This window comes from Acetobacter indonesiensis (assembly GCF_000963945.1).
Classification (GTDB): Bacteria; Pseudomonadota; Alphaproteobacteria; order Acetobacterales; family Acetobacteraceae; genus Acetobacter; species Acetobacter indonesiensis.
Genome location: NZ_BAMW01000007.1, coordinates 146,238 through 171,894 on the forward strand (window position 1 = coordinate 146,238; position 25,657 = coordinate 171,894).

Annotated in this window: 25 protein-coding genes; 13 read left to right on the forward strand and 12 right to left on the reverse strand. The window is 55.2% G+C overall.

All coding sequences use genetic code 11. The features are described 5' to 3' along the window. Nucleotides 1-230 precede the first annotated feature (230 nt). Entirely contained in the window at nucleotides 231-1,574 is a 1,344-nt protein-coding gene (locus Abin_RS03540) for a GntT/GntP/DsdX family permease (protein WP_048844972.1), read from the forward strand. 54 nt (nucleotides 1,575-1,628) lie between these two features. On the opposite strand, the gene Abin_RS03545 is transcribed toward Abin_RS03540, so the two are convergent. The 5 genes from Abin_RS03545 to Abin_RS03565 form a co-directional block, all read right to left on the reverse strand. Continuing rightward, nucleotides 1,629-2,513 (reverse strand): hypothetical protein, encoded by an 885-nt coding sequence (locus Abin_RS03545; protein ID WP_048844973.1) that lies wholly within the window; start codon nucleotides 2,511-2,513, stop codon nucleotides 1,629-1,631. A gap of 113 nt (nucleotides 2,514-2,626) precedes the next feature. After that, nucleotides 2,627-4,084, reverse strand: a complete 1,458-nt coding sequence (der, locus tag Abin_RS03550) for a ribosome biogenesis GTPase Der (RefSeq protein WP_048844974.1) — start codon at nucleotides 4,082-4,084, stop codon at nucleotides 2,627-2,629. Next, a complete protein-coding gene (locus Abin_RS03555) occupies nucleotides 4,077-5,471 on the reverse strand; it encodes a PQQ-binding-like beta-propeller repeat protein (RefSeq protein WP_048844975.1) in 1,395 nt (464 codons plus the stop codon). The genes der and Abin_RS03555 overlap by 8 nt, the downstream gene beginning before the upstream one ends. A 7-nt stretch (nucleotides 5,472-5,478) precedes the next feature. Beyond that, the gene (locus Abin_RS03560) at nucleotides 5,479-6,171 is read right to left on the reverse strand and encodes a tetratricopeptide repeat protein (protein WP_048844976.1); all 693 of its coding nucleotides are present in this window, start codon (nucleotides 6,169-6,171) and stop codon (nucleotides 5,479-5,481) included. Between the two features lie 178 nt (nucleotides 6,172-6,349). Continuing rightward, a complete protein-coding gene (locus Abin_RS03565) occupies nucleotides 6,350-6,742 on the reverse strand; it encodes a hypothetical protein (protein ID WP_084593433.1) in 393 nt (130 codons plus the stop codon). A 184-nt stretch (nucleotides 6,743-6,926) separates the two neighbouring features. Between Abin_RS03565 and Abin_RS03570 the strand changes: the two genes are divergently transcribed. The 7 genes from Abin_RS03570 (at nucleotide 6,927) to Abin_RS03600 (ending at nucleotide 14,101) form a co-directional block, all read left to right on the forward strand. Then, nucleotides 6,927-7,832 carry a glycosyltransferase family 9 protein gene (locus tag Abin_RS03570; protein WP_048844977.1) on the forward strand — a complete coding sequence of 302 codons (906 nt, stop codon included), beginning with the start codon at nucleotides 6,927-6,929 and terminating at the stop codon, nucleotides 7,830-7,832. Continuing rightward, nucleotides 7,829-8,905 (forward strand): glycosyltransferase, encoded by a 1,077-nt coding sequence (locus Abin_RS03575; RefSeq protein ID WP_255319302.1) that lies wholly within the window; start codon nucleotides 7,829-7,831, stop codon nucleotides 8,903-8,905. The genes Abin_RS03570 and Abin_RS03575 overlap by 4 nt, the downstream gene beginning before the upstream one ends. Further along, nucleotides 8,905-10,671 (forward strand): asparagine synthase (glutamine-hydrolyzing), encoded by a 1,767-nt coding sequence (gene asnB, locus Abin_RS03580; protein WP_048844978.1) that lies wholly within the window; start codon nucleotides 8,905-8,907, stop codon nucleotides 10,669-10,671. The genes Abin_RS03575 and asnB overlap by 1 nt, the downstream gene beginning before the upstream one ends. A 44-nt stretch (nucleotides 10,672-10,715) precedes the next feature. Continuing rightward, nucleotides 10,716-11,597, forward strand: a complete 882-nt coding sequence (gene ygfZ / locus Abin_RS03585) for a CAF17-like 4Fe-4S cluster assembly/insertion protein YgfZ (RefSeq protein WP_048845038.1) — start codon at nucleotides 10,716-10,718, stop codon at nucleotides 11,595-11,597. Further along, the gene (gene hisI, locus Abin_RS03590; RefSeq protein WP_048844979.1) at nucleotides 11,594-12,016 is read left to right on the forward strand and encodes a phosphoribosyl-AMP cyclohydrolase; all 423 of its coding nucleotides are present in this window, start codon (nucleotides 11,594-11,596) and stop codon (nucleotides 12,014-12,016) included. The genes ygfZ and hisI overlap by 4 nt, the downstream gene beginning before the upstream one ends. Nucleotides 12,017-12,053: 37 nt before the next feature. Next, a complete protein-coding gene (locus Abin_RS03595; protein WP_048844980.1) occupies nucleotides 12,054-13,043 on the forward strand; it encodes an SPFH domain-containing protein in 990 nt (329 codons plus the stop codon). Nucleotides 13,044-13,288: 245 nt separating this feature from the next. Then, on the forward strand, nucleotides 13,289-14,101 hold the full coding sequence (locus Abin_RS03600) for a mechanosensitive ion channel family protein (RefSeq protein WP_048844981.1): 813 nt from the start codon (nucleotides 13,289-13,291) through the stop codon (nucleotides 14,099-14,101). Nucleotides 14,102-14,227: 126 nt separating this feature from the next. Here the strand turns inward: Abin_RS03600 and lpxB are convergent, their stop codons facing one another. Beyond that, nucleotides 14,228-15,418, reverse strand: coding sequence for a lipid-A-disaccharide synthase (gene lpxB, locus Abin_RS03605; protein WP_048845039.1), 1,191 nt, complete (start codon nucleotides 15,416-15,418; stop codon nucleotides 14,228-14,230). Between the two features lie 151 nt (nucleotides 15,419-15,569). Here lpxB and Abin_RS03610 point away from each other — a divergent pair, with 151 nt between their 5' ends. After that, entirely contained in the window at nucleotides 15,570-17,042 is a 1,473-nt protein-coding gene (locus Abin_RS03610; protein ID WP_048845040.1) for a SulP family inorganic anion transporter, read from the forward strand. 131 nt (nucleotides 17,043-17,173) lie between these two features. Here the strand turns inward: Abin_RS03610 and sthA are convergent, their stop codons facing one another. The 4 genes from sthA to msrP form a co-directional block, all read right to left on the reverse strand. Beyond that, a complete protein-coding gene (sthA, locus tag Abin_RS03615; RefSeq protein WP_048844982.1) occupies nucleotides 17,174-18,646 on the reverse strand; it encodes a Si-specific NAD(P)(+) transhydrogenase in 1,473 nt (490 codons plus the stop codon). A gap of 77 nt (nucleotides 18,647-18,723) precedes the next feature. Beyond that, nucleotides 18,724-19,293: a nucleotidyltransferase family protein gene (locus tag Abin_RS03620; RefSeq protein ID WP_048844983.1), complete on the reverse strand. Its 570-nt coding sequence runs from the start codon at nucleotides 19,291-19,293 to the stop codon at nucleotides 18,724-18,726. A 24-nt stretch (nucleotides 19,294-19,317) separates the two neighbouring features. Next, on the reverse strand, nucleotides 19,318-19,944 hold the full coding sequence (locus tag Abin_RS03625; protein ID WP_084593434.1) for a protein-methionine-sulfoxide reductase heme-binding subunit MsrQ: 627 nt from the start codon (nucleotides 19,942-19,944) through the stop codon (nucleotides 19,318-19,320). A gap of 4 nt (nucleotides 19,945-19,948) precedes the next feature. Next, nucleotides 19,949-20,893 carry a protein-methionine-sulfoxide reductase catalytic subunit MsrP gene (msrP, locus tag Abin_RS03630; RefSeq protein ID WP_048844985.1) on the reverse strand — a complete coding sequence of 315 codons (945 nt, stop codon included), beginning with the start codon at nucleotides 20,891-20,893 and terminating at the stop codon, nucleotides 19,949-19,951. A 141-nt stretch (nucleotides 20,894-21,034) separates the two neighbouring features. Here msrP and Abin_RS03635 point away from each other — a divergent pair, with 141 nt between their 5' ends. After that, a complete protein-coding gene (locus Abin_RS03635; protein ID WP_255319307.1) occupies nucleotides 21,035-21,916 on the forward strand; it encodes an NAD(P)-dependent oxidoreductase in 882 nt (293 codons plus the stop codon). 72 nt (nucleotides 21,917-21,988) lie between these two features. Then, nucleotides 21,989-22,282, forward strand: coding sequence for a helix-hairpin-helix domain-containing protein (locus tag Abin_RS03640; protein WP_048844987.1), 294 nt, complete (start codon nucleotides 21,989-21,991; stop codon nucleotides 22,280-22,282). An 83-nt stretch (nucleotides 22,283-22,365) separates the two neighbouring features. Here Abin_RS03640 and Abin_RS03645 read toward each other — a convergent pair whose 3' ends face one another. Then, the gene (locus Abin_RS03645; protein ID WP_048844988.1) at nucleotides 22,366-23,118 is read right to left on the reverse strand and encodes a squalene/phytoene synthase family protein; all 753 of its coding nucleotides are present in this window, start codon (nucleotides 23,116-23,118) and stop codon (nucleotides 22,366-22,368) included. Between the two features lie 265 nt (nucleotides 23,119-23,383). Between Abin_RS03645 and Abin_RS03650 the strand changes: the two genes are divergently transcribed. Continuing rightward, nucleotides 23,384-23,992, forward strand: coding sequence for a superoxide dismutase (locus Abin_RS03650; protein ID WP_048844989.1), 609 nt, complete (start codon nucleotides 23,384-23,386; stop codon nucleotides 23,990-23,992). A gap of 99 nt (nucleotides 23,993-24,091) precedes the next feature. Here Abin_RS03650 and Abin_RS03655 read toward each other — a convergent pair whose 3' ends face one another. Continuing rightward, nucleotides 24,092-24,703: a TetR/AcrR family transcriptional regulator gene (locus Abin_RS03655; protein WP_048844990.1), complete on the reverse strand. Its 612-nt coding sequence runs from the start codon at nucleotides 24,701-24,703 to the stop codon at nucleotides 24,092-24,094. A 166-nt stretch (nucleotides 24,704-24,869) separates the two neighbouring features. Here Abin_RS03655 and Abin_RS03660 point away from each other — a divergent pair, with 166 nt between their 5' ends. Beyond that, the gene (locus tag Abin_RS03660; protein ID WP_048844991.1) at nucleotides 24,870-25,487 is read left to right on the forward strand and encodes a DUF3159 domain-containing protein; all 618 of its coding nucleotides are present in this window, start codon (nucleotides 24,870-24,872) and stop codon (nucleotides 25,485-25,487) included. Nucleotides 25,488-25,657 lie beyond the last annotated feature (170 nt).

A 25,657-nucleotide genomic window follows, 5' to 3' on the forward strand; every position in this document is an offset into this window, starting at 1 on the left:
TAATCCCGCTTGTGATAACAGCTTCTACACCCAGTTGAGGCTGTTTTTGTCGTGTCACACACAATCGTGTGGCGCTGCGGGATAGAGTGCTTTCTAAAATAAACGTGCGCTTTAGCGGCTATTCTTCTGGCCTTCGGCGATTATGCGGGCTGAAAGCGAAGACCAAATGCAGCATCCTGCCTTCATCAAATGGTTGACATCATGGTGCAGGGTCGCTCCATCCTGCCATCATGACGCCCTTACTTGCTACAGGCCTGACGGCCGCCGCCATCCTGCTGCTTGTCACGCTGATTGGGTGGGTGCGCCTTAATCCGTTCATCTCGCTGTTTATTGTATCAGTGGGGTTGGCGCTGGTTGCCGGGATGCCCACTGAAAAAGCCATTGCATCATTTGAAGCGGGAATGGGGCATGTGCTTGGCCATGTTGCTGGCGTTATTGCGCTCGGCACCATGCTTGGCAAAATTCTGGCTGAAACCGGTGGAGCCGATCAGATAGCGCTCACTCTCTCGCGTCTGGCAGGCAAAAAGCGGCTGAACTGGGCCATGATGGTCATTGGCCTGCTGGTGGGGCTTCCCGTCTTTTACGAGGTCGGGTTTGTGCTATTGATTCCGCTGGCTATCGTTTTGTCGCGCCGCAATGACCTGCCGCTGCCCATGCTGGCCTTTCCCATGGCGGCGGCTCTTTCCGTAACGCATGCCATGGTGCCCCCTCACCCGGCCACACTTCTGGCAATATCTGCCTATCACGCTAACACAGCCCACACCCTCTTCTGGGGGATCATTATTGGCACACCCATCGCAGCCATAGCGGGGCCGTTATATGCGTATGTCATTGTACCGCGTCTGGGAGCCATTTCCCCCACCGCCCTGTCCGATCAGTTTTCACGCCGCCCGGAACGTGAGCACCTTCCTTCTTTTAGCCTGTCTTGCCTGACATTGCTGATGCCAGTTGTTCTGATGCTTGGAGGTGCTCTGGCTGAAATGCTGTGGCCAGCGACCGCGTGGCAGCACAAGGTTCTTCATTTTCTGGGCAATACGGATGTGGCCCTTCTGGTTGCCACCCTGATGTCCTTCTGGCTTCTGGGCAGTGTTAGCGGCCTTTCACGCGAAACCATTCTGCGGTTTTCAAACGAATGTCTGGCCCCGACAGCCACTATCATGCTGCTAATTGGTGCGGGTGGCGGCTTTGGTCAGGAATTGATGGACAGCGGCCTGTCTCATTCCATCACTGATCTTGCGTTGGGGGCCCATGTGCCCTTGCTGGTGCTGGCATGGTTGCTGGCATTACTGGTGCGCATCGCCACAGGTTCGGCCACCGTTGCCACCACAACGGCATCGGGCATTGTGGGGCCTATCCTTGCGTCCTCTCACTCCGTATCACCTGAGCTTCTGGTTCTGGTAACCGGGGCCGGGTCTGTGGGGTTAAGCCTGATGAATGATGCTGGCTTCTGGCAGATGAAAGAGTATCTGGGCATGAACCTGAGTCAGACCCTGAAAAGCTGGACAGTCATCGAATCCTTGATTGCCGTGCTGGGATTGGCAATCTGCCTGCCACTTTCGTGGATCATTCACTGACACGCATGAAAGTGGCTGACGCCGCGCCTTTGTCCTTTATTCAACCTTCCAGAGCTAAGTTGGCTTCTGTTCTTTTGAAGCTGACTGACGGGCTGTCCGCATTTGTATCAGAGCCTCACACGCCCTGATAAAACTCTTTTGGGGGTTGGCTTTACTGAATGCATACAGAAAAGCGATATCTTCATTGATAATATTATCTGTTGTCTCGTAATTGAGAGGCTCTCTGTTGCTTGCCGCATGCACCATATTGAGTGCTGTTATAAGGCCAAAATACCACGTGTAATAGTAGTAGACTCTTTCCATTTTCTTCTGTTCATGACTATTCGAAAATTCTTCACATGGTTTTGTTCCCAAACCATAAATTTTGGGACCTTTTTTAGGAGGAGGTGGTGGGGGCGCTGAAGACGGGATAAAACGATCCCGGTCTTCTTTTGAGAAGGAATGTTTATTTTCTTCCAGATAATCTGGTATTAAATTCAGGTTCGCGAGACGACCGTCACTATCTAATTCGTAACGCCGCCCCGAATCCCCAACAACATAATTAAAATTTTCACCAGAATCATCGACAATAAGTTCACCATCATTCCCAATGATATAACTTTCACCATTATCACCGACAGCAAAAGAATTTAGTCTTTTAGCAATATCTGCCATTTTTTTGATAAGATGTTCGTCTGGGTATTTCGCTGTAATACCGGATGTATGGTACCACAACTTGTTGCCTCCCTCAGTAACCACTGTTGGGTCAGGGTGGGAAAGGTAAACAATGCTACCTTGTTCTTCACTTTCCTTACCGTTTTTCAAGATGTCAGCTTCATAAGAAAGGGTCGGGTCAGTCGCGACAAGCGCATAAATCATTTCGCGTGTGTATTGTAATAGCGGGCGTCCGGCCTCAATCCACATGAATGCTTCACGAGAAATCGTTATGTCATAACCCATTGTTTTTCACCCTCTTTTGAAAAAGCATTGGTTCAAAAAAACACTTAAATAAAAAACGCCTTTCCTCTTCAGGAGGAAAGGCGTTTTTGTAGTTTTCTCAATCAATCATTCACTTATCGTGACTCTGCATAGGGGTTCTTTGTGCCCCGCAGCTGCAAGCGAATGGGCACGCCCGGCAGATCAAATGTTTCACGCAGGCCGTTGACCAGATAGCGTTTGTAGTCTTCAGGCAGCAATTCGGCACGGGTCCCGAAAATCACAAAGGTTGGCGGACGTGATTTAACCTGCGTCATATATCGCAGTTTCAGACGCCGCCCCTCAACCAACGGTGGTGTGTGCCGCTCAAGTGCTGCCTCAAACCAACGGTTCAGTTCGCCTGTTGGCACACGGGCATTCCACACAGTCCATGCATCACGCACAGCCGGCAACAAACGGCGTAAGCCCGCACCCGTCAAAGCAGAGAACGTCACAACTGGCACACCACGCATCTGCGCCAGAGAAATACTCAAACGGTCAAGAATAGCCTTGCGCGTGCCGATACGGTCTTCGACCATATCCCACTTGTTCAGGGCCAGAACACAGGCGCGGCCTTCACGTTCAATCAGACGCGCAATCTGCAAATCCTGTTCGTGCACACCCAGTGTCGCATCAAGCACAAGGACAGCAACTTCTGCCATTTTCAGCGCTTCGATCGACGCTGAAACGGACATTTTTTCCAGCGCTTCATCAATACGGGCCTTGCGACGCAGGCCGGCAGTATCAACAACCTCGAACTCGTCCCCTTCATCGTAGAGGGTGACCGCTACGGAATCGCGGGTCAGGCCGGGTTCAGGGCCGGTAATCATCCGTTCCTCACCCAGCAGAGCATTCATCAGGGTGGACTTACCAGCGTTTGGCCGCCCAACAATAGCCAGACGCATCGGCCCCTTGGGGCGGGTCTCAATAATTTCTTCCCCGTCCAGTCCGGCTTCAGGGTCTTCTGCCCATTCGTCTTCAGACTCGTCGTCTTTTTCTGGGGCTGGTTCTGGCGGAAGGTGATCGACAATTTCGAACATAAGGTCAGCCAGACCTTCGCCATGTTCGGCAGAAATCGCAACAGGCTCACCCAGACCAAGGGAATAAGCTTCCATGGCCGCTGCTGCACCAGCACGGCCTTCAGCTTTGGTCGCAACAAGCAGAACAGGGCGACCCTGACGCCGCACCCATTGGGCAAAATGCTCATCTGAAGGCGTAATGCCAGCACGGGCATCGACACAGAACAACACAAGGGCAGCATTAACCATTGCCCCTTCAGAAGACGACCGCATACGCCCAAAGAGTGTATCCGGTGCGGCCTCTTCCAGCCCGGCGGTGTCAATCAGGCGGATCTGCCGCCCACGGACGACGGCCAGACCTTCCTTACGGTCGCGGGTCACGCCAGGGGTGTCAGCAACCAGCGCCTGCCGACGCCCAACAAGACGGTTAAAAAGTGTGGATTTCCCCACATTGGGGCGGCCAACAATAGCCACCACAGGTAAGTCAGCCGAGGGTAGCGGCGCAACTGGCCGCATGGGCCGACGACGTTCAGCCATAAGAACGGAGCTTTCCATCATTCGTGATAATGAGCATCTGCTCATCAACCACTATAGGCGGCACAAAAGAGACCGCGTTTGAAGAATCAACAGAGATAATGGCGCCATTAACCGGGTTAACACGCACCACACCATTTCCTGGCAGGGTGCTGATGCAGACAAGCTGCCCACCGGCCATGACAGGGCCAATCCAGGTGACAATATCCTTACCCACATCCACACGGCGGAAGCGGCGAAGCTGCGTAATCCAGCGTACGTGGCCTGAAAGACGGTCAATACAGGCCAACTGTTCATCCAGAGAGACAATGAACAGCCAGTCACCAACACACAGAATGCTGTTCTGACTGGCGATTGCACGTTCCCACTGGCGGCGACCGGTACGGATATCAACGGCAGCCAGAACCTGCGCCATGCTGACCGCGTAAATGGTGCTATCCACCACCACAGGCAGGCCACGAACACAGGACAGGTTCAACGTGCTGGCCTGACTGTTGACGTTGCCGAGCATGTCGCTCCAGACAATTTCACCCGTTTCGGCACGGAAGGCGACCAGATCACCCCCACCAAAACCAGCGATCACAACGCCATTGGTGTACGCTGGTGCGGGCTGACCGAACACGGTAGTATCGGCCTGCGTTGCCCCATAAGACCACAACTGGCGGCCGGTCGCGGCATCAAGCGCAAAGAACCGTTCATCCAGCGTGCCAAAGAACATACGGCCATCAACTACCGTTGGCGGAGAACGACCTGGCGCACCAATATCAACGCGCCATTTTACCTTGCCTGTTTCAGCATTGACGGCCAACGCATCGGCAATCCCACTGACGATATAAACTGTGTCGCCATCAACGGCCAAACCACCGCCCATATTGCTGGAGCGCATTTTCTTTGGCTTGGGGTTAAGCGTCCAAAGATGCGACATCCGCGGCCAGGAAAAGCCCCGAACGACGCCCTGCGCATCCATAATAAACAGACGCCCGCCAGAAATAACGGGCGGAGACTGAATCAGCCCACGCCCCAATGAGCCCAGAGCAGCCCATGCCAGCATGTCAGGTTCAGAAATGCTGGCACCGACAGATTTGGACCAGCGTTCACGCAGGCCACCCCAACGGTAGTTGCTGCCAACATGCGATGTCACACGCCCAACCAGCGGCCAGTCAGAAACCGTTATCGGCTCTGGCAGCGTAATGGGTGTATGATCCTCCTTATCAACTTCAAGGCCAGACCCTGAAGACAGGACGTCTGTTCGATGTCCTGCCAGCACAGGCTTTTCATCATCGTCAAACATGCTGCACGCACCCAGCGCGGGGGCCAATGCGGCACCAGCCAGCAAAGTTCTGCGCCGCACGGGCGCTTTTGCAACGTTAGAAGAACGCGTCTTGCTCATAGGTGCCTCACCCTGCCGAAGGATCTAGTGCCTGGGACATAGCCTGTGCCCGGCTGCGTACGCCGGAGGGCTCATCTTCTGTCGCTGCCAATGCAGCAAATTTCTTACGGGCATCATCAAGATGCCCTTCACGCACATCTAGCGTGGCAAGGGCTTCGGATGCCAGACCATTCCAGGCTTTCCCCTTACCCGTCAGCAGGGAAAGACGGGACCGCAGAGTTGCAGGGTCACCCGCATCAATCTGTTTCTGGCACCACAGCAGTGTCGCCAGATCACGCAGCAACGGGTCTGCTTTCTGGTCATTTTGCACAGCATCCCACGTGGCCAGGGCCGACTTTACATCTCCATGGGCGGCCTGCACGGCAGCTTCCTGAAGGCGGGCAAGCGTTGCAATCCCTGACGGGCTGGATGCGGCCAGCTTCTGAAGGTCAGCAAGTCCAGCTTTTGCTGTTTCACCAAGCGGTGTCAGACCAGCCGAGGCTGGCGGCAGATGGTCCGTCTGCCGTAGGGCAGTAAGATACGAACCGGTAGCAGCAAGAGACGCTGATTTCTGGCTGGACAGATGCCATGACCATGCCCCTGCCCCCACAAGAACAGCGGCCAGCACACCAAGGCCCAGCCCGGCGTAACGGCGTGCTGCCTGACGCAGGCGCTCAGCCTTCAGTTCGTCGTCCACTTCCTTGAAAACATCTTCTGCCACGTCTGGCCCGTTCCCGTTCTGGCTAACATTGGTGCGTAACGGGCATATCTGCCCTACCCGCACGCATCATACAAGGCACCAATCGGGAAAGACACCCCTAACCATCGGGTAACCTGTGCGGTTTACACACACAGGTTACCCAGTTTTTTCTGATTTCAGGTTCCTCGGTCAGAAAAATTTAGTGGGACGCCCCACCAAATTTGGCACTCCCAGCCTTCAGGGCAGCCGTCATGCGCGTAAAGTTGGCGGCAATATGCTTCTGCACGGCTGCGCTGCCTTCGTGAATATGGGCAATTTTTTCACGGGCTTCGTTGCTGATTGCGGTTTCTTCCTTATTGGCCGTCTTTGCCACACAGCTATTATAGGCACGAGCCGCTTTTTCGTAGGTAGTGGCTTTATCCACACTGGCATTATAGTGCTCGACAGATGACACATCGAGTGACGGCATTGTCGGCTCTGCCCCGCAGGCTGCAGCGGTCCAACCGGTGGCTGCCGCGTGGGCGACGTTCTGCACCAATGGCTGGGCCACAAGCACTGCCACGCCACAAACCAGCAAAAAACCTTTCCTCATTCTTTTCATTCCCTGTGATGAGCAACGTATCCAGCCTGACACACCACAAAGGTAAAATTCGGGCGGCCGTTGCAACCGCAGGTTCATGGCACAGACGGTGCAAATGTCCATCCCCCTGCCCGCATCCAGCCAGCCCAACGCGCGCCGCCTTGGAAAAAACAAAAGGGCAGTATAACAGAAGCCAATGCGTATTCTCTTCATCACGGCCACACGCTTGGGCGATGCCGTGCTCTCGACAGGTTTGCTGGCCCACCTGATACGCCATGTGCCAGATGCCCGTTTTACCATAGTGTGCGGCCCCGTCGCGGCAGGCCTGTTCCAGAATCTGCCGGGACTCGAACGCGTGATTGTTATGGAAAAGCGCAAACACGACCTTCACTGGCTTGATTTGTGGAAAAACTGCATCGGCCAGAAATGGGATCTGGCCATTGACCTCCGTGGTTCTGCCATCACATTTTTTCTGAATACCCGTAAGCGGCTGATCATGCGTGGCGGCCGCCGGCCGGGGCTGCGCGTCGCGCATTTGGGTCAAGTGCTGAAACTTTCACCGCCACCCCTACCAACCGTTTGGCTGAATGACGCTGATCAGACGATGGCAGATCAGATGCTCCCTGTGTCTGGTCCGTTAATTGCGATTGGCCCTACAGCTAACTGGACGGGCAAGATCTGGCCAACTGACCGCTATCTGGCACTTTGGGCTGCGGTTTCAAAAACGCTGCCCGCTGCTCGTCCTGTTATTTTTTATGGTCCCGGCCAGCAGGAACGCATGTTGGCGCAGCCTGTTCTGGAAGCCTTACCGAACGCCATTGATGCGGGAGGCCATTTTTCACTGACACAGGTTGCCGCCATGCTGACACGCTGCTGCCTGTATATTGGTAACGATTCCGGGTTGATGCATCTGGCCGCAGCGTCTGGCACGCCCACTCTCGGGTTGTTTGGGCCATCACGCGCGTCTGAATACGCGCCATCTGGCCCGCATACAGCGTGGGTCGTGGCCCCCGGCCCTGAAGGAGAAGCCCCCATCGCTGGTCTAAGCGTTGCAACCGTGGCCGAGGCCGCCAACCGCCTGCTGGCGGAAACACACTCATGAGCCCTGATATGCCCCTTTCAACGCCCGACAGCGTCAAACTGAACCCATCCCTCCGCGTTGCGCATGTCATGGCGGGGGCTGCTACTGGTGGGGCCGAACTGTTCTTTGAACGGCTCTGCATTGCGCAAGCCGCTTCCGGGCTCTCAGTAATGCCTATCATCCGGCGTGAAGAGGCCCGCGCCGACCGTATGCGGCGTGGAGGAATACCAGCGCTTGAACTACGCTTTGGCGGCATGGCCGATTTCAGCACACGTTTTCGCCTGAAGCAGGCTCTTACCAAATTCTCCCCACGCGTCACGGTCGCATGGATGAACCGCGCAGCCCGCTTTACGCCCCAAGGAGACTGGGTTCTGGCGGGTCGACTAGGCGGGTTTTATGACCTTTCCTATTACCGCCGGTGCGGACATCTGATCGGGAACACCCACGGACTGGTCAAATGGATGATTGAACAGGGTTGGTCAGAAAAGCGCGTTCATTATCTACCCAATTTTGCGACCGACCTGGCTGCCACCGCTCCTGTCAGACCAGCGGGCGTGCCGCCTGATGCCCCTTTTCTGCTGGCGCTGGGCCGACTGCATAAAAATAAAGCTTTCGACGTGCTCATTCGCGCCATGCGGTATCTCCCCCGCCAGTGGCTGGTTATTTGTGGCGAAGGCCCGGAACGGGATGCGCTTGAAGCACTGGCCCGGCAGGAGGGCGTTGCCGACCGTGTGCTGATGCCGGGTTGGGCCACGCAGCCGGGTGGGCTTGTCCGTGCGTGTTCGGTGCTGGTTTGCCCATCTCGGCACGAGCCACTTGGCAATGTGGTTATCGAGGGCTTCTCTGCCACCAAACCGGTCGTTGCCGCGGCATCACAAGGGCCAACCGAACTGATCCGCTCCGGGGAGAACGGATTGCTGGCTCCGGTTGAAGATGCGCAAAGGCTGGCGCATCAGATTAGCTCCGTGTTGGAAGACGCGTCGTTTGCACAGAAACTAGCCGCAGCAGGCCGCTCGGATTATGACCAGACCTTTGCAACAGGCCCCGTTTTAAGTGCATGGCAGCAGTTCCTCTCAACTGTGGAGGCACTCTGATGTGCGGTATTGGTGGGCTGGTTTATACCCGAGGCACCAAAGCCCAGCCACAGGATGTTCTCGACCGGATGGCGCAGGCCCTGATGCATCGCGGCCCGGATGGTGCCCATTTTGCACGCCTGCCGCAGGCCGACCTGATTCACACGCGCCTCTCCATTATTGATCTGGCGGGCGGGGACCAGCCACTGTCAGCTGGCAGTGGCACACTGATTGCAAACGGCGAAATTTATAACGACCCGCAAATCCGCCAGCAAATTGGCGCATCCCACTTCAAAACAGGTAGCGACTGCGAATCCCCGCTTCTTTTGTGGGAGCGCAATGGGGCAGATTACGCCAATGGGCTGCGGGGCATGTATGCCATCGCCCTGTATGACAGCGCACAGGAAGAATTGCTGCTGTCGCGTGACCCCTTTGGCATCAAGCCCCTTTATCTGACCGAGTTTGAGGGCGGCGTGGCGTTTGCATCAGAACCCGGTGTTCTGCTGGCTGCTGGTCTTGCTCCACGGACACTCCGCCCTGCTGCCCGCGATGAGTTGTTGCAGCTTCAGTTCACAACAGGGCGGGAGACTATTTTCAGCACTATCCACCGTGTCATGCCCGGTGAGACAATTCGCGTAGGCCAAGGTCATATCCTCGACCGCTCCATACGCCCGGCCTTACCAACCCCAGCGCCACACAGCATGTTTCAGAACGAGGACGAAGCCCTCACCGCGCTGGATGCTGCCTTGATGGACAGTGTGCAGGCGCATGAACGCTCTGACGTACCGTTCGGCCTGTTTCTGTCAGGCGGTATCGACAGCGCGAGCTTGCTAACAGCCATGACCCGTCTGCCGCGCCCGGAAAAACTGCGCACATGGACCGCAACGTTTGAAGCCCGTAACGCGGCGGACGAAGCCGATGCTGCAACGGCACTAGCCCGCGCGGCACAGACTGACCACGAAACGGTTCGCATTACAGCGCCCATGGTCTGGCAACACCTGCCCGCTATCGTCGCCTGCATGGATGACCCCGCCGCCGATTACGCCATTATTCCCACATGGTTTCTGGCCCGCAAAGCAGCAGAAGACGTGCGGGTTATCCTGTCTGGTGAAGGCGGAGATGAGCTTTTCTGTGGGTATGGGCGGTATCGCTCTGCCATGCGGCCATGGTGGCGCGGTGGCCGCCGCATGTGGCGACGCGGCATGTTTGACGGGCTGGATGTTTTGCGCACGGCCCCAACCCACTGGCGGGACGGCATTATGGCGGCCGAGGTCAATACGGCAAACGCCCCAACACGGCTGGCCGCCGCCCAGCAGGTTGATTGCGCGGAATGGCTGCCCAATGATCTGCTGCTGAAGCTGGATCGCTGCCTGATGGCCCATGGGCTGGAAGGCCGCACCCCTCTGCTTGACCCTGTCATGGCTGACTGTGCATGGCGGCTTCCCGATTCACTGCGGGTACGGGGGGATAAAGGCAAATGGCTGCTGCGGCGCTGGCTTGAACAGAATTGCCCCGCGGCCAAACCGTTTGCTCCAAAACAGGGCTTTACGGTGCCCATTGGCGCATGGATTGCTGAACAGGGTGACCGTCTGGGCACATTGGTGGCACAGCAGGCCTGTATTCAGGAAATTGCCCGCCCAGACCGCGTTCGGGCGCTGTTTCAGGCAGCCTCTGGCCGCAAGAACGGGCCTGCTGCATGGACGTTGCTATTCTATGCTCTCTGGCACCGCACCCATATCCAAGGCCTTGCACCAGCCGGGGATGTGTTTGACACATTAAGCGCGTAACCTCATGTCAAGAAGACCCTCTGTTGCTTATGGGAGAACCCGTCATGCCATCCGTCTCGCATGTTGCCCTGCTTGAAAACCGGACGGTTCTGAAACTGTCAGGTGCTGACCGGGTGAAATTTCTACAAGGACTGGTCACGGCTGATATTGCGGCCCTGACACACGGTGCTGCGACGTGGTCTGCGTGTCTGACGCCACAAGGTCGGTGGCAGGCCGATTTTTTTATTGTGCCAGACCCGGATGATACGTGCCTGCTGCTGGATTGCGCGACGGAGCAGGCCGAAAGCCTGCGCACGCAGTTGCTGCGTTTTCGGCTGCGGTCTGATGTGCAGCTTGAAGCAACAGGTATGCGCGTTCTGGCCGCATGGGGTGAACGCCCTGACGCAGCCCTACTGGAAAATGCCATTATTTTTGCTGACCCACGGCTGGAAACCGCAGGCTGGCGGCTGCTTGATGCGCCCGCCGACACCGCGCTGACAGCGACTGAACTGGATTATAATCTGCACCGCCTTGTTCTAGGCCTGCCCGATGGGGTGCAGGATTGCGAAGTGGGCCGCACGCTGGTCGCGGAAGCCAATATGGATCTGTTGGGCGGCGTGTCATGGACCAAAGGCTGCTATATGGGGCAGGAAGTGACTGCCCGCATGCATTATCGCACATTAGTCAAACGGCGGCTGATCCCCGTTGCCAGTACAACGCCCCTTCCCGCCCCCGGCACGCCAGTTCTGGCAGATGGTGTCGAGGTCGGCACGCTTCGGTCCTCGCAAGATCATGTGGGCTTGGCCCTTCTGAAGACTGCGGCTCTTGAAAAAGACCTGTTGTGTGATGGCCATAAGCTGGTGCCACGGCCGCCAGTCTGGCTTAGTGCTGCGCTTGATGCCGCTCAATCTTCTTCCTCAAACCCGGAAACCCCTGAACCGTCATGACCTATACTGCCCCTGCCCCCGCAGCCCTTGATACCATGCTGGACGCTGTGTCTTTTGATGCCTCTGGTCTGGTGGCTGCCATTGCCCAACAACATGATACGGGCGAAGTGCTGATGATCGCGTGGATGACGCGGGAAGCGTTGCAGGAAACGCTGCAAACCGGTCGGGTCTGCTATTATTCGCGCAGCCGCAAAAAGCTATGGCGCAAAGGGGAAACATCGGGTCAGGTGCAACATCTTCATGAAGCCCGGCTGGACTGTGATGCCGACGCGGTCCTGTTACTGGTCAACCAGATTGGGGTTGCCTGCCACACGGGGCGCAGAAGCTGCTTTTATCGTGCATTTGAGCCACAGGGACTGGTAGAACTGACCAAACCGGAGATTGATCCGAACCAGCTTTATGGCCACACCCACACCTGACCTAGGGGTGATGCCAGCATAGTGAAAGTAACAGCCCATGACTTCAGCGCCACAGCCTTCACGTTCTGCTCGGCCTGAAGACACGGTTTTTCAATCCGGACGCATTATAGAACGTCCTGCTCGCGCCGTTAGTGCATGGGTTGTGCTGGCATTATGCATCGGCCTTCTGGTAGTCGGATTAGCTTTGGTTGCAAGCGCTGGTGCGCCGTCCACCCCGGCTGAGTCAGTTCCTGCGCTGCTGGGTATTGCCTGTTTTCTGCCCATTCCTGTTCTGCTGAAGGGGCTGATTATTCTTCAACCCAATGAAGCCGCCGTCTGTCTTCTGTTTGGTAATTACAAAGGGACTTTGACTGACGCCGGGTTTCGCTGGGTTAACCCGCTTTATAGCCGCATCAAACTATCCCTTCGGCTTAAAACGCAGGAAACGGGGCCGCTTAAGGTCAATGATGCTGTTGGTAATCCGGTAGAAATCGGGGCGGTCGTCATCTGGCGGGTGGCGCAGGCGGCGCGTGCAACGCTGGAGGTTGAAAACTACGACCGGTATGTTTCTGCCCAAAGCGAAACAACCCTCCGCCTGCTGGCCAGTCGTCACCCCTATGACCCTACGGAACAGTATGATGCCTTCACCCCGCAAGGCACGTCAGCTTCTGATACAGTCTCAGACACTTACTCCGCCATCACCCTGCGGGATGGAAGCGATGTTCTGGCGGGACTTCTGTTGCAGGAACTACAACTTCGTATGGCACCTGTCGGGATTGAGGTCGTCGATGCCCGGATTTCGCACTTAGCCTATGCGCCTGAAATTGCCGGGGCCATGTTACGCAAACAGGCTGCCAACGCTGTTATCGCCGCCCGTCGCGTCATTACCCGTGGGGCGGTTTCCATCATTGAAGATGCACTGGCTGATCTGGAAGGTCGTATGGATCACCGGCTTGAGCCTGAACAACGGGCAGCCATGATTTCAAATCTGCTGGTTGTTCTGATCGGCGACCGGGAAGCAACGCCTGTGGTAAACGCGGGCCTCTAATTTTTTAGTTTTTACAGAAAATATTCATAAAACGGCCTTATAAAAACGCCTCTATCGCGCTTCTGCTAACCACGGGGCGCGCACAGTGCAGTTATAACATGCCAATACAGGGTCTATATTCGCTTTCTTCGCCCATATCAGCGCCAAGCTCCCGTCAGATGCCTTGAAAAGACCGTCAATCTGACAGACAAATGCACTGACTGTATTGCCGCCAAGCAGCACTAGAAAAACAATCAGGGACGATTATGGAACATCAGGTCAATTCATTATGGACCCAGTTTAACGGCTGGGTGCCAACCATTATTGCGTATGCAGGCCAACTTGTGCTTGCCATTATTGTGCTGCTGGTTGGGTGGGCCATTATCAATATGGTCACCCGCGGCATGGGCCGCATGATGGCTGCCAGCCATATTGAACCAACGCTGCGCGGCTTCCTGCTTAGCGTCGTGGGCATGCTGCTGAAGGCGCTGCTGCTGATCAGCGTTGCCTCCATGGTTGGTATTGCCACAACCTCGTTCGTTGCGGTGCTGGGTGCTGCCGGTTTGGCCGTCGGCATGGCGTTGCAGGGCAGCTTGGCTAATTTTGCTGGCGGCGTGCTTATTCTGCTGTTCCGTCCCTTCAAAGTGGGCGATTCCATTTCCGCTGGTGGCAGCGCAGGCACCGTTGTCTCCATTGAAATGTTCCGCACCGTTCTGCGTGACGCCAGCAATGAGTTTATCTACGTGCCCAACGGCACTCTTTCCAACAATGTGGTGGTCAACAGTTCACAGGCAGACCACGTTCTGGCGTCTGTCAGCCTTCTGATTGATTATAATGATGACCTTGATAAAGCCCGCGCCATTCTGCTTGGTCTGGTTGAGGGGGATTCACTGGTGCTGACATCCCCAGCACCGGCAGTCGGCTTTCTTCCGCAGGCGGCCAACGTGTCTGTATCCTTCGGGTTCTGGTGCGCACCGGGCAATGTTGTACCTCTGGTCGGTAAATATTCTGAAGCTGCCATCAAAGCGCTTAAACAGGCAGGCTTCCGCCTAGGTGTCAGCACCAAGGCGTCTGGCTAACGTTTTTTAGCTTACCTTTTACAAAACGATTTCTCGTTCAGGGCTGGCAGAACAATCTGCCAGCCTTTTTATGGGCCGCGTTCTTTCCAGAAGCCAGATTTTCCCGGTCATTGCCTAGCCTAATACTTAGCCGGAAAGATGCGCCTGCCCTTTCCGTTCATTCAACAAAGCCAGAACCGCATCTGCTGCTGCATCGGCTGGCAGTTTTCCATCGGGGCCTTGCAGGCCATCCAGCACAGTTCTGAACGCCTCTTTCTGCTGCTGCACAATCTGCTGGTTTTCAAACAGACGTTTGACAGCTTTTGCCAGAACAGAAGGCTTGCACTGTTCCTGCAACAGTTCCGGCACAATCGCCCGGCCAGCCAGCAGATTAACCATGGCAACGTAAGGCACTTTGATAAGCCGCCGGGCCATGAAGGCCGTAATGGGGTTAACCCTGTATGTCACGGCCATAGGCACACCAGCCAACGCCAATTCTAGCGTGGATGTTCCGGACTTTGTCAAAGCAGCACCGGCAGCCGCAAATGCGTCATGCTTGTCCTGAATATCCGTCACAATTACCGGGCGCACAGGCCAGTTCGCCGTTTCCCGCGCCACAGTGGCAGCCACAACGGGGGAAACTGGGATAACGGGCACCAAATCAGGCATGTCTTTGCGTAACAAAGCCAGCATCTGCCCAAACACAGGTAACAGCCGAGGGGCTTCAGACCGCCGACTACCCGGCATAAGCACCAGAACACGCGCATCTGCTGTCAAGCCATGCTGCTGGTAAAAACGCGCGCCGTCCCCATTCTGCGCGCCCGATTGAAGTACCGGGTGCCCCACAAAACGCGTCAGCAAGCCATGACGGCTAAAAAAAGCTTCCTCAAATGGCAGCAGGCACAGCAGTTCATCCCACAGGCCGGGAAACTCCTTTACCCGTTTCTGCCGCCAGGCCCAGACCTGGGGCGCGACATAATGCACCCGCAGCACACCCGTATGCGCAATACGTCGCAGCAGACGCAGGGCAAAACCCGGACTATCAATCGTAATGACCAGATCAGGCTTTCTGGCGGCAATATCGTCTACAGCCTGCGTCAGCCTTGCAGACAGGGCACGAACACGCGGCAGGATTTCCACCAACCCCATCACAGCCAGATCCCGCATGGGGAACAGGCTATGCAGCCCCTGCTCCTCCATACGTGTGCCGCCAACCCCGGCAAAACGCACGGCCGGGCTTCTGTCGTGCAGGGCCTGCATCAGGCGTGCGCCCAGAACATCGCCACTGGCCTCGCCAGCCAGAATCCAGATCAGGGGGGAAGAGGAATGTTCGTCCATATCGTCACGCATAAAGGGCTACCCACGTGCGCACAACGCCCCAGAGCATGTGCAGATGAACCAAATCAGCCTGAAAAAGCTCTTTCGGTGGGCCGCTATCCCCTTTATGCCCTTAGACACTTACCCTGACAAAATAGCCGAAGGATGCTTCGTGACCGTTAGCAGCTATATAAAGGAATGGACTGATGCCCCCGTCAAAAACGTGCTGGCGGGCATGGTCGGCACGTTTGCCCTCATTCCGGAAGTCATCGCGTTTTCTTACGCCGCAGGTGTCGCGCCTGAAGTCGGGCTTTATGCTTCATTCGTTATCAGCATTGCCATTGCCATTACGGGCGGCAGGCCGGGGATGATTTCTGGCGCTGCAGGATCAGTCGCGCTGGTTGCCGCTGATCTGGTTCATGGTCATGGGTTCCAGTATCTACTGCTTGCAACATTACTGGCTGGGGCCATTCAGGTTCTGTTCGGACTGTTCAAACTTCAGAATATGATGCGCTTTGTCTCACGCGAAGTGGCAACCGGCTTTGTCAACGCTCTGGCTATTCTGATTTTCTCTGCACAGATTCCGCAAATGGTGCATGTCAGTTGGCAGACTTACGCGCTTATCGCCCTTGGGTTGGCTATTGTGTATCTGCTGCCCCGCATCACAACACTTATCCCCTCCCCCTTGATCTGCATTGTTGTGCTGACAGGTATAAGCATAGCCTATCCCATGCCCGTGCATGTGGTCTCAGACCTTGGCCCATTACCAACCGGGCTTCCGTCCTTCACGCTTCCGCATCTGCCACTCACGCTGGAAACCTTCAAAATAGTGCTGCCTTACGCTTTTGCCATGGCGATGGTAGGCGTTCTGGAATCCCTGATGACCGCGGGTGTGGTGGATGAAATGACCGACACGCATAGCAACAAACGTATGGAATGCACTGGGCTTGGGGTTTCAAACATTCTGGTGGGCCTGTTTGGTGGCATGGCTGGCTGTGGCATGATTGGACAGACAGTTGGTAACCTGCGTTATGGGGGTACAGGCCGTCTTTCGACATTTACCGCCGGGGCTTTTCTGCTTTTGCTCCTGGTTGTTTTGCATAATTTTGTAGCGCAGGTTCCGGTTGCCGCACTGGTTGCCATCATGATCATGGTCTCCATCAGCACATTTTCATGGTCTTCCTTGCGTGATCTTGTCCGCCATCCACGGCTTTCTTCCACCGTCATGATTGTAACAGTGGTGGTGGTTGTGCTGACGCATGACCTTGCGGCTGGTGTGGCCTGCGGCGTGATTTTGAGTGGCCTGTTCTTTTCCTTTCAGGTCATGCAGCTTTTGCAGATTACCTCCAGCCTGAGCACGGATGGTCAAACGCGCACCTATCATGTGCGAGGCCAGCTTTTCTTTGCATCAACAACTATTCTGACAGACGCAATCGATTTTCAGGATGCTGCGCCGCACGTTGTGCTTGACCTGAGTGCCGCACGCCTGTGGGATATCAGTGCGGCCGATGCGCTTGAAAAGCTGGTGTCTCGGCTTCAGGCGCGGAGTAAGACCGTGCACATCACGCATACGGATGAACGAGCAGCCCGTTTGCTCAATGCGTTAGGGCACGAAACTTTACTGGACGATACGCAACCGGCCTGAAAACCCTATTAGGCATAACGAATAAAGCCGGGCTGCACATTCAGTGCAGTCCGGCTTTTCTGTTTTTAGAGATAGTGTATTGCGGACATGGAGAATTTTGAGGGCAGCGTCCACAGCCAGCATGTCTGCGGTTAAACTGCGGCTCCCTCTGCTCCGCGTTCAGGGGAGAGTGCTTCTGGCGCTATGGCAGGTGGCTCGCCATCCTGCCGTGGTGTCATACGGTTCCACACATCCAGAGCCGCTATTTTATAGGCTTCTGCAAATGTGGGATAATTGAAGGTCGCTTCAATAAAATACTCAAAACTACCGCCAAAATTCAGCACCGCCTGCCCGATATGAATCAGTTCTGTTGCCGCTTCACCAACAATATGCACACCCAGAAGTTTGTGGGTTTGCAAACAGACTATGATTTTCAGAAACCCAGCTGTTTCACCCATAATCTGCCCGCGTGAGGTCTCGCGGAACCGGGCAATTCCGGTTTCATAAGGCAGCTTCTTTTGTTGTGCTTCTTCCTCTGTCAGGCCGACAGTTGAAATTTCTGGCACCGAATAAATGCCATATGGAAAATACGTTGGTGCTGGTGGCACCGGATACCCGCAGGCATGACAGGCCGCTATGCGCCCCTGTTCCATGGAGGTGGAGGCCAGAGCGGGAAAGCCAATCACATCCCCCGTGGCATAGATGTGTGAGACGTCAGTCTGAAAAGAATCTGGGTCTACCTTCAGCCGGCCACGACTATCCGCCGTCAGGTCTGCTGCTGCCAGATTAAGGTCTGCCGTCGCCCCCTGCCTACCGCCGGTATAAAGTAGCAAATCCCCCCTGACGCGGCGGCCCCCATCCAGAATGGCGACGGGTTGCCCTGCTTCCATGATAATGGAATCAAGGGTGCATCCCAACCGAAAATTCACGCCCCGCTCACGCAGTTGATGGACAAATTCCTGCACGGTCTCACGGTCAATAAAATCAAGAATATGGTCGCGTTGATCAACCACCGTTACCCGAACATCCAGCGCGCTGAATATGGTTGCGTATTCTATGCCAATAACACCGGCACCAATCACCACCAGAGATCGTGGGATTTTATCCAGCTTCACCATACCGTCGCTGTCAATCACACAAGTGCCATCAAACGGAATATGGTCCGGTCTGTGCGGTTCTGACCCGACAGCAATCACAATCGACTTGCCGGTAACGTGTTGAACGTCCCCTTGTGCATCTGTAACTTCCAGCGTGTGTGGGTCACGAAATCGGGCAGAGCCATACATCAGTGTAATGCCATTCCGGGCAAACTGGTGTTCCAGAACGTCCACTTTGTCAGAAAGGGTTTTCCCTACCCGCCGCCCCAGATCTTGTGCATCAATATGCTGTTTAACCCGATAATTGATGCCGTAGATTCCGCGTTCGCGCCAGCCGGTCAGGTTCAGCACTGTTTCGCGCAAGGTTTTTGACGGGATCGTGCCTGTATGCACAGAAACGCCCCCCATCTGCCCATGCCGATCAATAACCAGAACAGATTTTCCGAATTTCGAGGCCTGTACGGAAGCCCTGCGGCCTGACGGGCCGCTTCCAATAACAATCAGGTCATAGTCATAGGCTTGGGTCATGACAGTTTTCCGCACCTAGCCAGTTGGTTCTGTCTAGCAAGGACGTTCCTGCTGGCCGCAGGTTGCCTATTATAGCGCTATCCGACGTCTTTTCCTTCCACACGCAACAGTGGGAAACGCTGTAACCAGTTCTTTTTCCTGACTCTTTCTTCAAACATGACGTGTTTGGCGTGCAGGAAACAGGGGCCCGGTTTCAGGCGGAGTTGAAACAGATCATCCAGCCCAAACGGGGCATTGACCTCAATGCACCCTGTCGGCCCCAAACGAACAGCTACGGCTGTTGCTGTTTCCGGCCAGTGTCGCATGGCGTCAGCCACACTCTGATAGGGAGCATCACCATTTCGCAGGTGCATGCGGGCCTGATTTTTTACAGACCATAAATATTCTGGCGCTTTCAGTCGCAGCGCTTGCTCCAGCAACGTGTCGTGTTCCTGATCAGTGCGCTGGGTATCAAACCATACAAGGTCAATATCCCCCTGCGGTTTGGTTGGCTGAAACCCGTGTAACTGACCCCACACAGCATCCCGAACAAATCCGGCAGCAAGCCAGCATTCTGGCCCACTCACGTCATGCACCAACTTTAACAAGTGCAGCCTTAAGGAGTCTTTTTGCAACAACGATACAAGCGCGTGAACGTCATTCGTCATTCCAGAAAATCTTTTTTCTGGTCTTTAAGTTCCAACTTTACGTCTGTTCTGCTTCGGCACCAACCGTAATGCAAGGACGAATAAAGCAAGGGCCGCATAGATAAACGGTTCAACATGCCACGTCTTGAACGCAATACTGTAATGGATGCTGGCCAGAACCATTGCCACATACACCAGCTTGTGCAACTGCGCCCATTTCCGGCCCAAAGCGCGGATTGCCCGCCGTGTGGACGTTGCAGCCAACACGGCAAGAATGATGAATGTCAGAATACCAAATGTCAGGAATGGACGTGACGTGAAATCTTTCCACAATACATGCATATCAAGCTGCCGTGCCACAACGACATAAAAGAACACATGTAGGGCCGCATAGGTAAACGCCAACAACCCCAGCGGACGCCGATACAGCATGATATCGACCCCTAAAAACCGTTTAAGGGGTGTCACAACAAGCGATGCCAGCAAAAAGCGAAAGGCATACCGCCCGAAATCATGAAGGCAGACAGAAACAGGATTAGGCCCAAGTGCCCCGGTCATGCCCTGTGCAATATCCAACACGGCGGGGAATAGAAAAAACAGATAAAGAAAAACCTGCCGTGTTACGGGCGAAAAACGCGCACGCTTGCGCCGTGGCGACGGAGACGAAGGCATGCGCTCAGAAATCCTTTCGCAGATCCATTCCCTGATACAGGTGCGCAACCTGTTCTGCATAGCCATTAAAAAGCTGCGTTGGTTTTCTGGCACTTCGGAACAGACTACCCTCGCCAATAATCTGCTCGCTGGCCTGGCTCCAGCGGGGGTGGTCAACGGCTGGGTTTACGTTTGCATAAAACCCGTATTCCTCGGGTGCCATTAAATTCCAGCTTGTTGGCGGTTGCTGATCTGTCAGAGTAATGCGCGTTATCGATTTAATGCCCTTAAACCCGTATTTCCATGGCACAACCAGACGAATGGGGGCTCCATTTTGTGCTGGCAGTGCTTGCCCATAGACACCGGTTGCCAAAAGCGTGAGGGGATGCATGGCTTCATCCAGCCTCAACCCCTCCACGTAGGGCCATTTGAGGGCAAACAGACCGCCCCGCTGACCCGGCATTTCTGATGGCCGGACCACAGACGTAAATGCCACATAGCGGGCACCGACTTTTGGCCCGGCAGCTTTCAGCAGGGCCGCCAGAGAAAAGCCGTTCCACGGTATCACCATAGACCACGCTTCAACGCAGCGCATCCTATACAAACGCTCTTCCTGACCAAACTGTTTTTGCAGGTCAGCCAGATCCCATTGTTTGGGCTTATCCACCATACCATCGACCTGCACGCTCCAAGGTGTGGGCTTGAAACTGCCTGACAGTTCTGCCGGGTCTGATTTGTCGGTCCCAAATTCATAAAAATTATTATAATGTGTCACATCATTAAGCGGCGTTGGCTTTTCAGCGGCTGGCCAGGCAGCCACGTTGTCAGGCCCGCCATCTGCCGCAAAAGCGGACGATGCCCCCAACCCTGCCGCCATTATGCCCCCGGCTAGAACCGCACGGCGTGAAACAAACAGGGGCTGTGGTGTAATTTCAGAACTTCTGGGCCGGGGATACTGATACGCCACCATAGTGTGAACACCTTTTTCCAAACAGACCCAGCTTCTGGGACTCGACTTCCACGTACACGCCCGCCAGACTTGGCTGACAGGCAACCCGATTAGACCACCCTTCGTTTGTGCCACAGGCCGCAAGCGCAAGAGAAAGGATTTATTGAAATGACGTCTCAGCAGACCATTGGGTTCATTGGTTTTGGTGCCATGGCCAGCCGTATGGCCGATAACCTTAAAAAAGCAGGCTATGGTGCCATTGCCTATACCCCGTCTGGCAAGGGCGGAGACGGCAGCACCTCTTTTCTTCCCACCGCGGCTGATGTTGCATCAAAAGCAGATATCGTTCTGGTCTGCGTGCCGGATGATGACTCCCTTGCTGCTGCCATGTATGGGCCAAAAGGCACACTGGCTGGCATGAAAGCCGATCAACTTCTGTTGAATACCAGTTCTGTCTCCCCCGAAGCAGCCGATGCGTTATTCAACGCCGCGCAAGACCGCCATATTGCCGTGATTGATTGTCCCGTTTCTGGCAGCACCCCCGAAGCCGAAGCAGGAAATCTGGTCGTACTGGCTGGGGGGGACGATGCCATATTGGCCCGCGCCAAACCAATTTTTGATGCCATAGGCAAAACCACCATTCATGCTGGCCCAGCAGGCAGCGGTGCCCGTCTGAAGCTGGTTATCAACGGGATTATGGGGGCTGGCTTGGCCGCTGTGGCGGAAACCATCGCATATGGTCTGGCCGCAGGGCTTAATCGGTCCATGCTGTTTGATGCGCTGGATGAAGTTGCTGTCATTTCCCCTCATCACAAACGCAAAATCCGGGCTGCCAAATCTGGCGATTTTTCACCACAGTTCCCTACCCGTCTGATGCAGAAAGACATGCGCCTGTTGCTGGATGCAGCCGCCCGTCTGGCCGTGCCTGTGCCCACGCTTGCGGCCACCACGCAGCAACTGTCCCTGACACGCCGCGCGGCTGAAGATGCCGACTATTCTGCCCTGATTGGCGTGATGGAAAAAATTGTCGCCAACGACGCCTGAAAACGCCCGCCAACCCACGCCGGGGGACATCTTCCCTCGGCCAACAGGGGTTTTCATCATGACCCATCAGCCATGACCCGCTCGCTCACAGACCTGCGCAATATCGGGAAAGCCGCCTTAGCTGACTTCGCCATCCTGAACGTGACTTCTGTTGAGGATTTAGCCACGCGAGACGCTGACACCCTTTACGTGGCGCTCTGTCAGGCCACCAACCAGCGCCATGACCCATGTGTGCATGATGTGCTGACAGCCGCCATTCATCAGGCGCGCACAGGTGAAGCACTGGATTGGTGGCACTTTACCCCTGCCCGCAAAACGCGCCAGCAGGAAGGATGCTTTCCAGACTACATTACAGTCGAAAAATAGAGTGTTGCTGGTTAAATTTTGCCGGGCATCCGGTCCATCATTCATCCCGGACAAAAGCTGACCGTTACAATCTGTCTTTCTGTTTATCCGCCAAAGAAACCTGCTTTCATGACGGCCATTCTATCACCCAGCCCGCGCGGTTGACCGGCCTGCTGGCTTCCCCGCGCTAGATCACGCTGGGCTAAAATACTGGGCAAAAATGCGACATGCGTTTCTTTGGGAAAAGAGAAGACCTCGGCTTGCGCAAGAAAAATCTGCCCCGCCTCTTTCAAGCCGTCCTCACCCTCGGGACAAAGAAAACGGCCGCTTTGTTGTAATTTAGGCCAATGCCGCAACATGGCCCCAGCCCCGTAAGCCGCACCACATGCTTCCAGACTGGCAAGCAAAGCCTCATCTTTTATACCAAGAGCTTCCCCCACGGCACGCTGCACCCCCCCTGCCCCGTGGCGCATCATGCTCTGCCATGCCGCTTTGTCAGTATTGGGAATCAACTCTGTTTCTCGGGCGTCAATCAGACGTAGCAGTGTGGCCTGTTGAAACACACCACCCTCTATCGCGTGCATAATGGCTGGGGCCAATTCGTGGTCTGGGGGCCGCTGACCATCCAGCACCTCCCGCCACCATTGCAACCTGACAAACCCGGCAATAGGCCCCGCAACCGCCGCCGAGCGGGCGGGAGCAAGTGCCCGGACCAATTCATCATGAAATAGAATAAGGCTCCACACCGCAGGCCGGATGCCAACAGGAAGAAAACGGGCACACAGCGTTCTGTCGGGGTCGGCCTGCCGGGCGCGTTCTTCCAATAAATGCATCTTCGCCGCTCTGTTCCGTGTCATCAACTGTGTTCCGTCCTTCCTACCCCAGACTCGGTATCAGCCCAAGACACGGACGGATTATCCCTGCGGCAAGTCAGGCAGCCATTTGTGGACGCATCCTTTTTCCCTCCGATGCGTTAGCAGGGCACACCCCCACCAAGGGCAAGAATGTGTGAGGCACCCTTTCAGCAGCATTTGTCATGCCGCTGTCTCTTGACGCATCAGCCGTAGCCCCATAGCTCTGGGGAACGGCGCATTTCCGCCCTGATTTTTAACGGAGTATGTCATGGCTTTTGAACTGCCAGCTCTTCCCTATTCCTACAATGCACTGGCCGCTCGTGGCATGTGCCAGGAAACGCTTGAACTGCATCATGACAAGCACCATCAGGCTTATGTCACGGCGCTGAACAACTTTGTTGAAGCCAAACCAGAACTTCAGGGCAAGTCTCTGGACGAAATCATTCTGGCTGTTAAGGGCGACAGCGCTCAGGCTCCTGTGTTCAACAATGCTGGTCAGCATTGGAACCACATTCTGTTCTGGCAGAACCTGTCCGCTGCTGGTGGCGCTATCCCCGACAAGCTGGCTTCCAAAATCAACAGCGACTTCGGTAGCGTTGAAACCTTCAAGGAAGAATTCAAGAAGGCGGCTACCACGCAGTTCGGGTCTGGCTGGGCTTGGCTGGTTCTGGGTAAAGACGGCAAACTGGCTGTTACCAAAACCGCTAACGGTTCCAACCCTCTGGCCGAAGGTCAGGGCAAGGTGCTGCTGGGTCTGGATGTGTGGGAACACGCTTACTATCTGGATTTCCGCAACCGTCGTCCTGACTACATCACCAACTATCTGGACAAGCTGGCGAACTATGAATTCGCCGAAGCACAGCTTAACGCTGCGTGATTTGAGAAAGCGGGCTCCTTCGGGGGCCCGTTTTTTTTATAACTTAAGATCACCCATTTTCAGCAAAACTGAAGAGAGCTTTCCAAAAAGCCCCACGCACTAAACTGGGCCCACCATCGCATCCAGCGCCTGTGCCAGAAACGCTTCCTGATGATCAGCAAAGCCTGATTGCACGACCAACGGTGCCAATAACCCGTCTATTGCCAGCACAGCCAGACCATGCACCTTGGCCCATAAAGCGGCCTGCCCGACTTCTCCCCCAACATCCGATTTGTGCGTTTTCGGTGGCTCAGTCTGGGCTAATAACTGCCCCAGCAACCCAAAACTCTGTTGTGCCGCATGGGTAAAAGCTGCGTCATGCCTGTTTATGGCATCTCCACGAAACATCAGTGTGAACAAACCGGGATTTCGCACTGCGAAAAGTACATAGGCTAACCCGGCATCCTTCACGGAACGCCCGTTACCTTCACGAAGAGTGCAAGCCAGTTCCTCAAACCCCTGTGTCGCAAGGGCTGTCAGCAATCCGCGCAGATTCCCAAAATGGGGTGTTGCTGCCATGGCGGAAACACCCGCCTCACGGGTAATCGCCCTTAGCTTCAGGGCATTGATCCCCTCTGCCTCCAGCATATCACGCGCTACGCGTAGCAACTCTACACGCAGATTACCGTGGTGATAGTCATCCTTACCAGCGGAAGTCTGTTTTTCTGCCATAGAATAAAGCCTTGTGTTGCACCAATCTTTACATTGTAAATTATTCTTGACAACCCGCAGAAAACTGCGAAGCATCAGCCAAACACATAAACTGCATCGACTCGTTTTTATTCCGTTACAATAAAACAGAGCGGTCTCCTTCGCTCTTCAGACTGAAGGTCTCACAATGGCGCGCTCGTTCCCTCTGGCCAAAATTATGTTGGAAGCCGGTAGTCTGCTGGTTTTCTGGGTCTTGGCATCCCTTTTCTCTCTCCGTGTGGCCATTGCGGGCACGCTTGTCTTTATTATCTGGGATGCTGTGCGCCGCTACCGCAACGGGCGATCCTTCCCCCGCCTGTGGATTATTATCAACACGTTGGCCATCCTGTTCGGGGTGATCGACCTGATATCCATTTCGCCTTTCCTGCTGCCCTACGAAGCAGTCCTGACCAATCTGATCACGGCGGTCTGTTTTACTGTCAGCGCATTTGGTTCTACCTCTCTGGTGCAGGAAATAGTCGAGGAAAGACAGGGCTTCCCTTTCCCACCAGACCGTCTGGAGCTGAAAGCCTATTTTCGCGCGTTCACATTGGTTTGGGCTGGGTATTTTGTGGCCAAAGCCGGTCTGTATTTCTGGCTGCTTCAGCATTTCCCTTTAACGCGCGCTCTGGCGCTACGGTCTATCATCGGCCCCTTAAGCCTTTTCATCATGATAGGGATCAGCATGCAGGGGAAACGGGTATTTCTTCTGTGCCAACGGTTGGGTCTGTTTTTACCGCCCAAGCCGCTTCCCCATGAAGCGTAAGGCAAACTGCGCCTTTTAGCGTCGCCAACACGACAGCAGTATTATTGCTTCACTATACCCTTCCCTGTTCGCACTTTTTTCTGGTCAGGATTGCGCTCTGACCTCTTGATTGTTGCAACATCTGTTCCAATCTCTGTTAGCGAGAAAAGACCATGTCACCGTTGCCAGAA

Bases quoted from the DNA above. Each gene is read 5' to 3' on its own strand.
- Abin_RS03540 (WP_048844972.1), top strand. From the start codon at position 231: ATGACGCCCTTACTTGCTACAGGCCTGACGGCCGCCGCCATCCTGCTG.
- Abin_RS03545 (WP_048844973.1), bottom strand. From the start codon at position 2,513: ATGGGTTATGACATAACGATTTCTCGTGAAGCATTCATGTGGATTGAG.
- der (WP_048844974.1), bottom strand. From the start codon at position 4,084: ATGGCTGAACGTCGTCGGCCCATGCGGCCAGTTGCGCCGCTACCCTCG.
- Abin_RS03555 (WP_048844975.1), bottom strand. From the start codon at position 5,471: ATGAGCAAGACGCGTTCTTCTAACGTTGCAAAAGCGCCCGTGCGGCGC.
- Abin_RS03565 (WP_084593433.1), bottom strand. From the start codon at position 6,742: ATGAGGAAAGGTTTTTTGCTGGTTTGTGGCGTGGCAGTGCTTGTGGCC.
- Abin_RS03570 (WP_048844977.1), top strand. From the start codon at position 6,927: ATGCGTATTCTCTTCATCACGGCCACACGCTTGGGCGATGCCGTGCTC.
- Abin_RS03575 (WP_255319302.1), top strand. From the start codon at position 7,829: ATGAGCCCTGATATGCCCCTTTCAACGCCCGACAGCGTCAAACTGAAC.
- asnB (WP_048844978.1), top strand. From the start codon at position 8,905: ATGTGCGGTATTGGTGGGCTGGTTTATACCCGAGGCACCAAAGCCCAG.
- ygfZ (WP_048845038.1), top strand. From the start codon at position 10,716: ATGCCATCCGTCTCGCATGTTGCCCTGCTTGAAAACCGGACGGTTCTG.
- hisI (WP_048844979.1), top strand. From the start codon at position 11,594: ATGACCTATACTGCCCCTGCCCCCGCAGCCCTTGATACCATGCTGGAC.
- Abin_RS03595 (WP_048844980.1), top strand. From the start codon at position 12,054: ATGACTTCAGCGCCACAGCCTTCACGTTCTGCTCGGCCTGAAGACACG.
- Abin_RS03600 (WP_048844981.1), top strand. From the start codon at position 13,289: ATGGAACATCAGGTCAATTCATTATGGACCCAGTTTAACGGCTGGGTG.
- lpxB (WP_048845039.1), bottom strand. From the start codon at position 15,418: ATGGACGAACATTCCTCTTCCCCCCTGATCTGGATTCTGGCTGGCGAG.
- sthA (WP_048844982.1), bottom strand. From the start codon at position 18,646: ATGACCCAAGCCTATGACTATGACCTGATTGTTATTGGAAGCGGCCCG.
- Abin_RS03620 (WP_048844983.1), bottom strand. From the start codon at position 19,293: ATGACGAATGACGTTCACGCGCTTGTATCGTTGTTGCAAAAAGACTCC.
- Abin_RS03625 (WP_084593434.1), bottom strand. From the start codon at position 19,944: ATGCCTTCGTCTCCGTCGCCACGGCGCAAGCGTGCGCGTTTTTCGCCC.
- msrP (WP_048844985.1), bottom strand. From the start codon at position 20,893: ATGGTGGCGTATCAGTATCCCCGGCCCAGAAGTTCTGAAATTACACCA.
- Abin_RS03640 (WP_048844987.1), top strand. From the start codon at position 21,989: ATGACCCGCTCGCTCACAGACCTGCGCAATATCGGGAAAGCCGCCTTA.
- Abin_RS03645 (WP_048844988.1), bottom strand. From the start codon at position 23,118: ATGACACGGAACAGAGCGGCGAAGATGCATTTATTGGAAGAACGCGCC.
- Abin_RS03650 (WP_048844989.1), top strand. From the start codon at position 23,384: ATGGCTTTTGAACTGCCAGCTCTTCCCTATTCCTACAATGCACTGGCC.
- Abin_RS03655 (WP_048844990.1), bottom strand. From the start codon at position 24,703: ATGGCAGAAAAACAGACTTCCGCTGGTAAGGATGACTATCACCACGGT.
- Abin_RS03660 (WP_048844991.1), top strand. From the start codon at position 24,870: ATGGCGCGCTCGTTCCCTCTGGCCAAAATTATGTTGGAAGCCGGTAGT.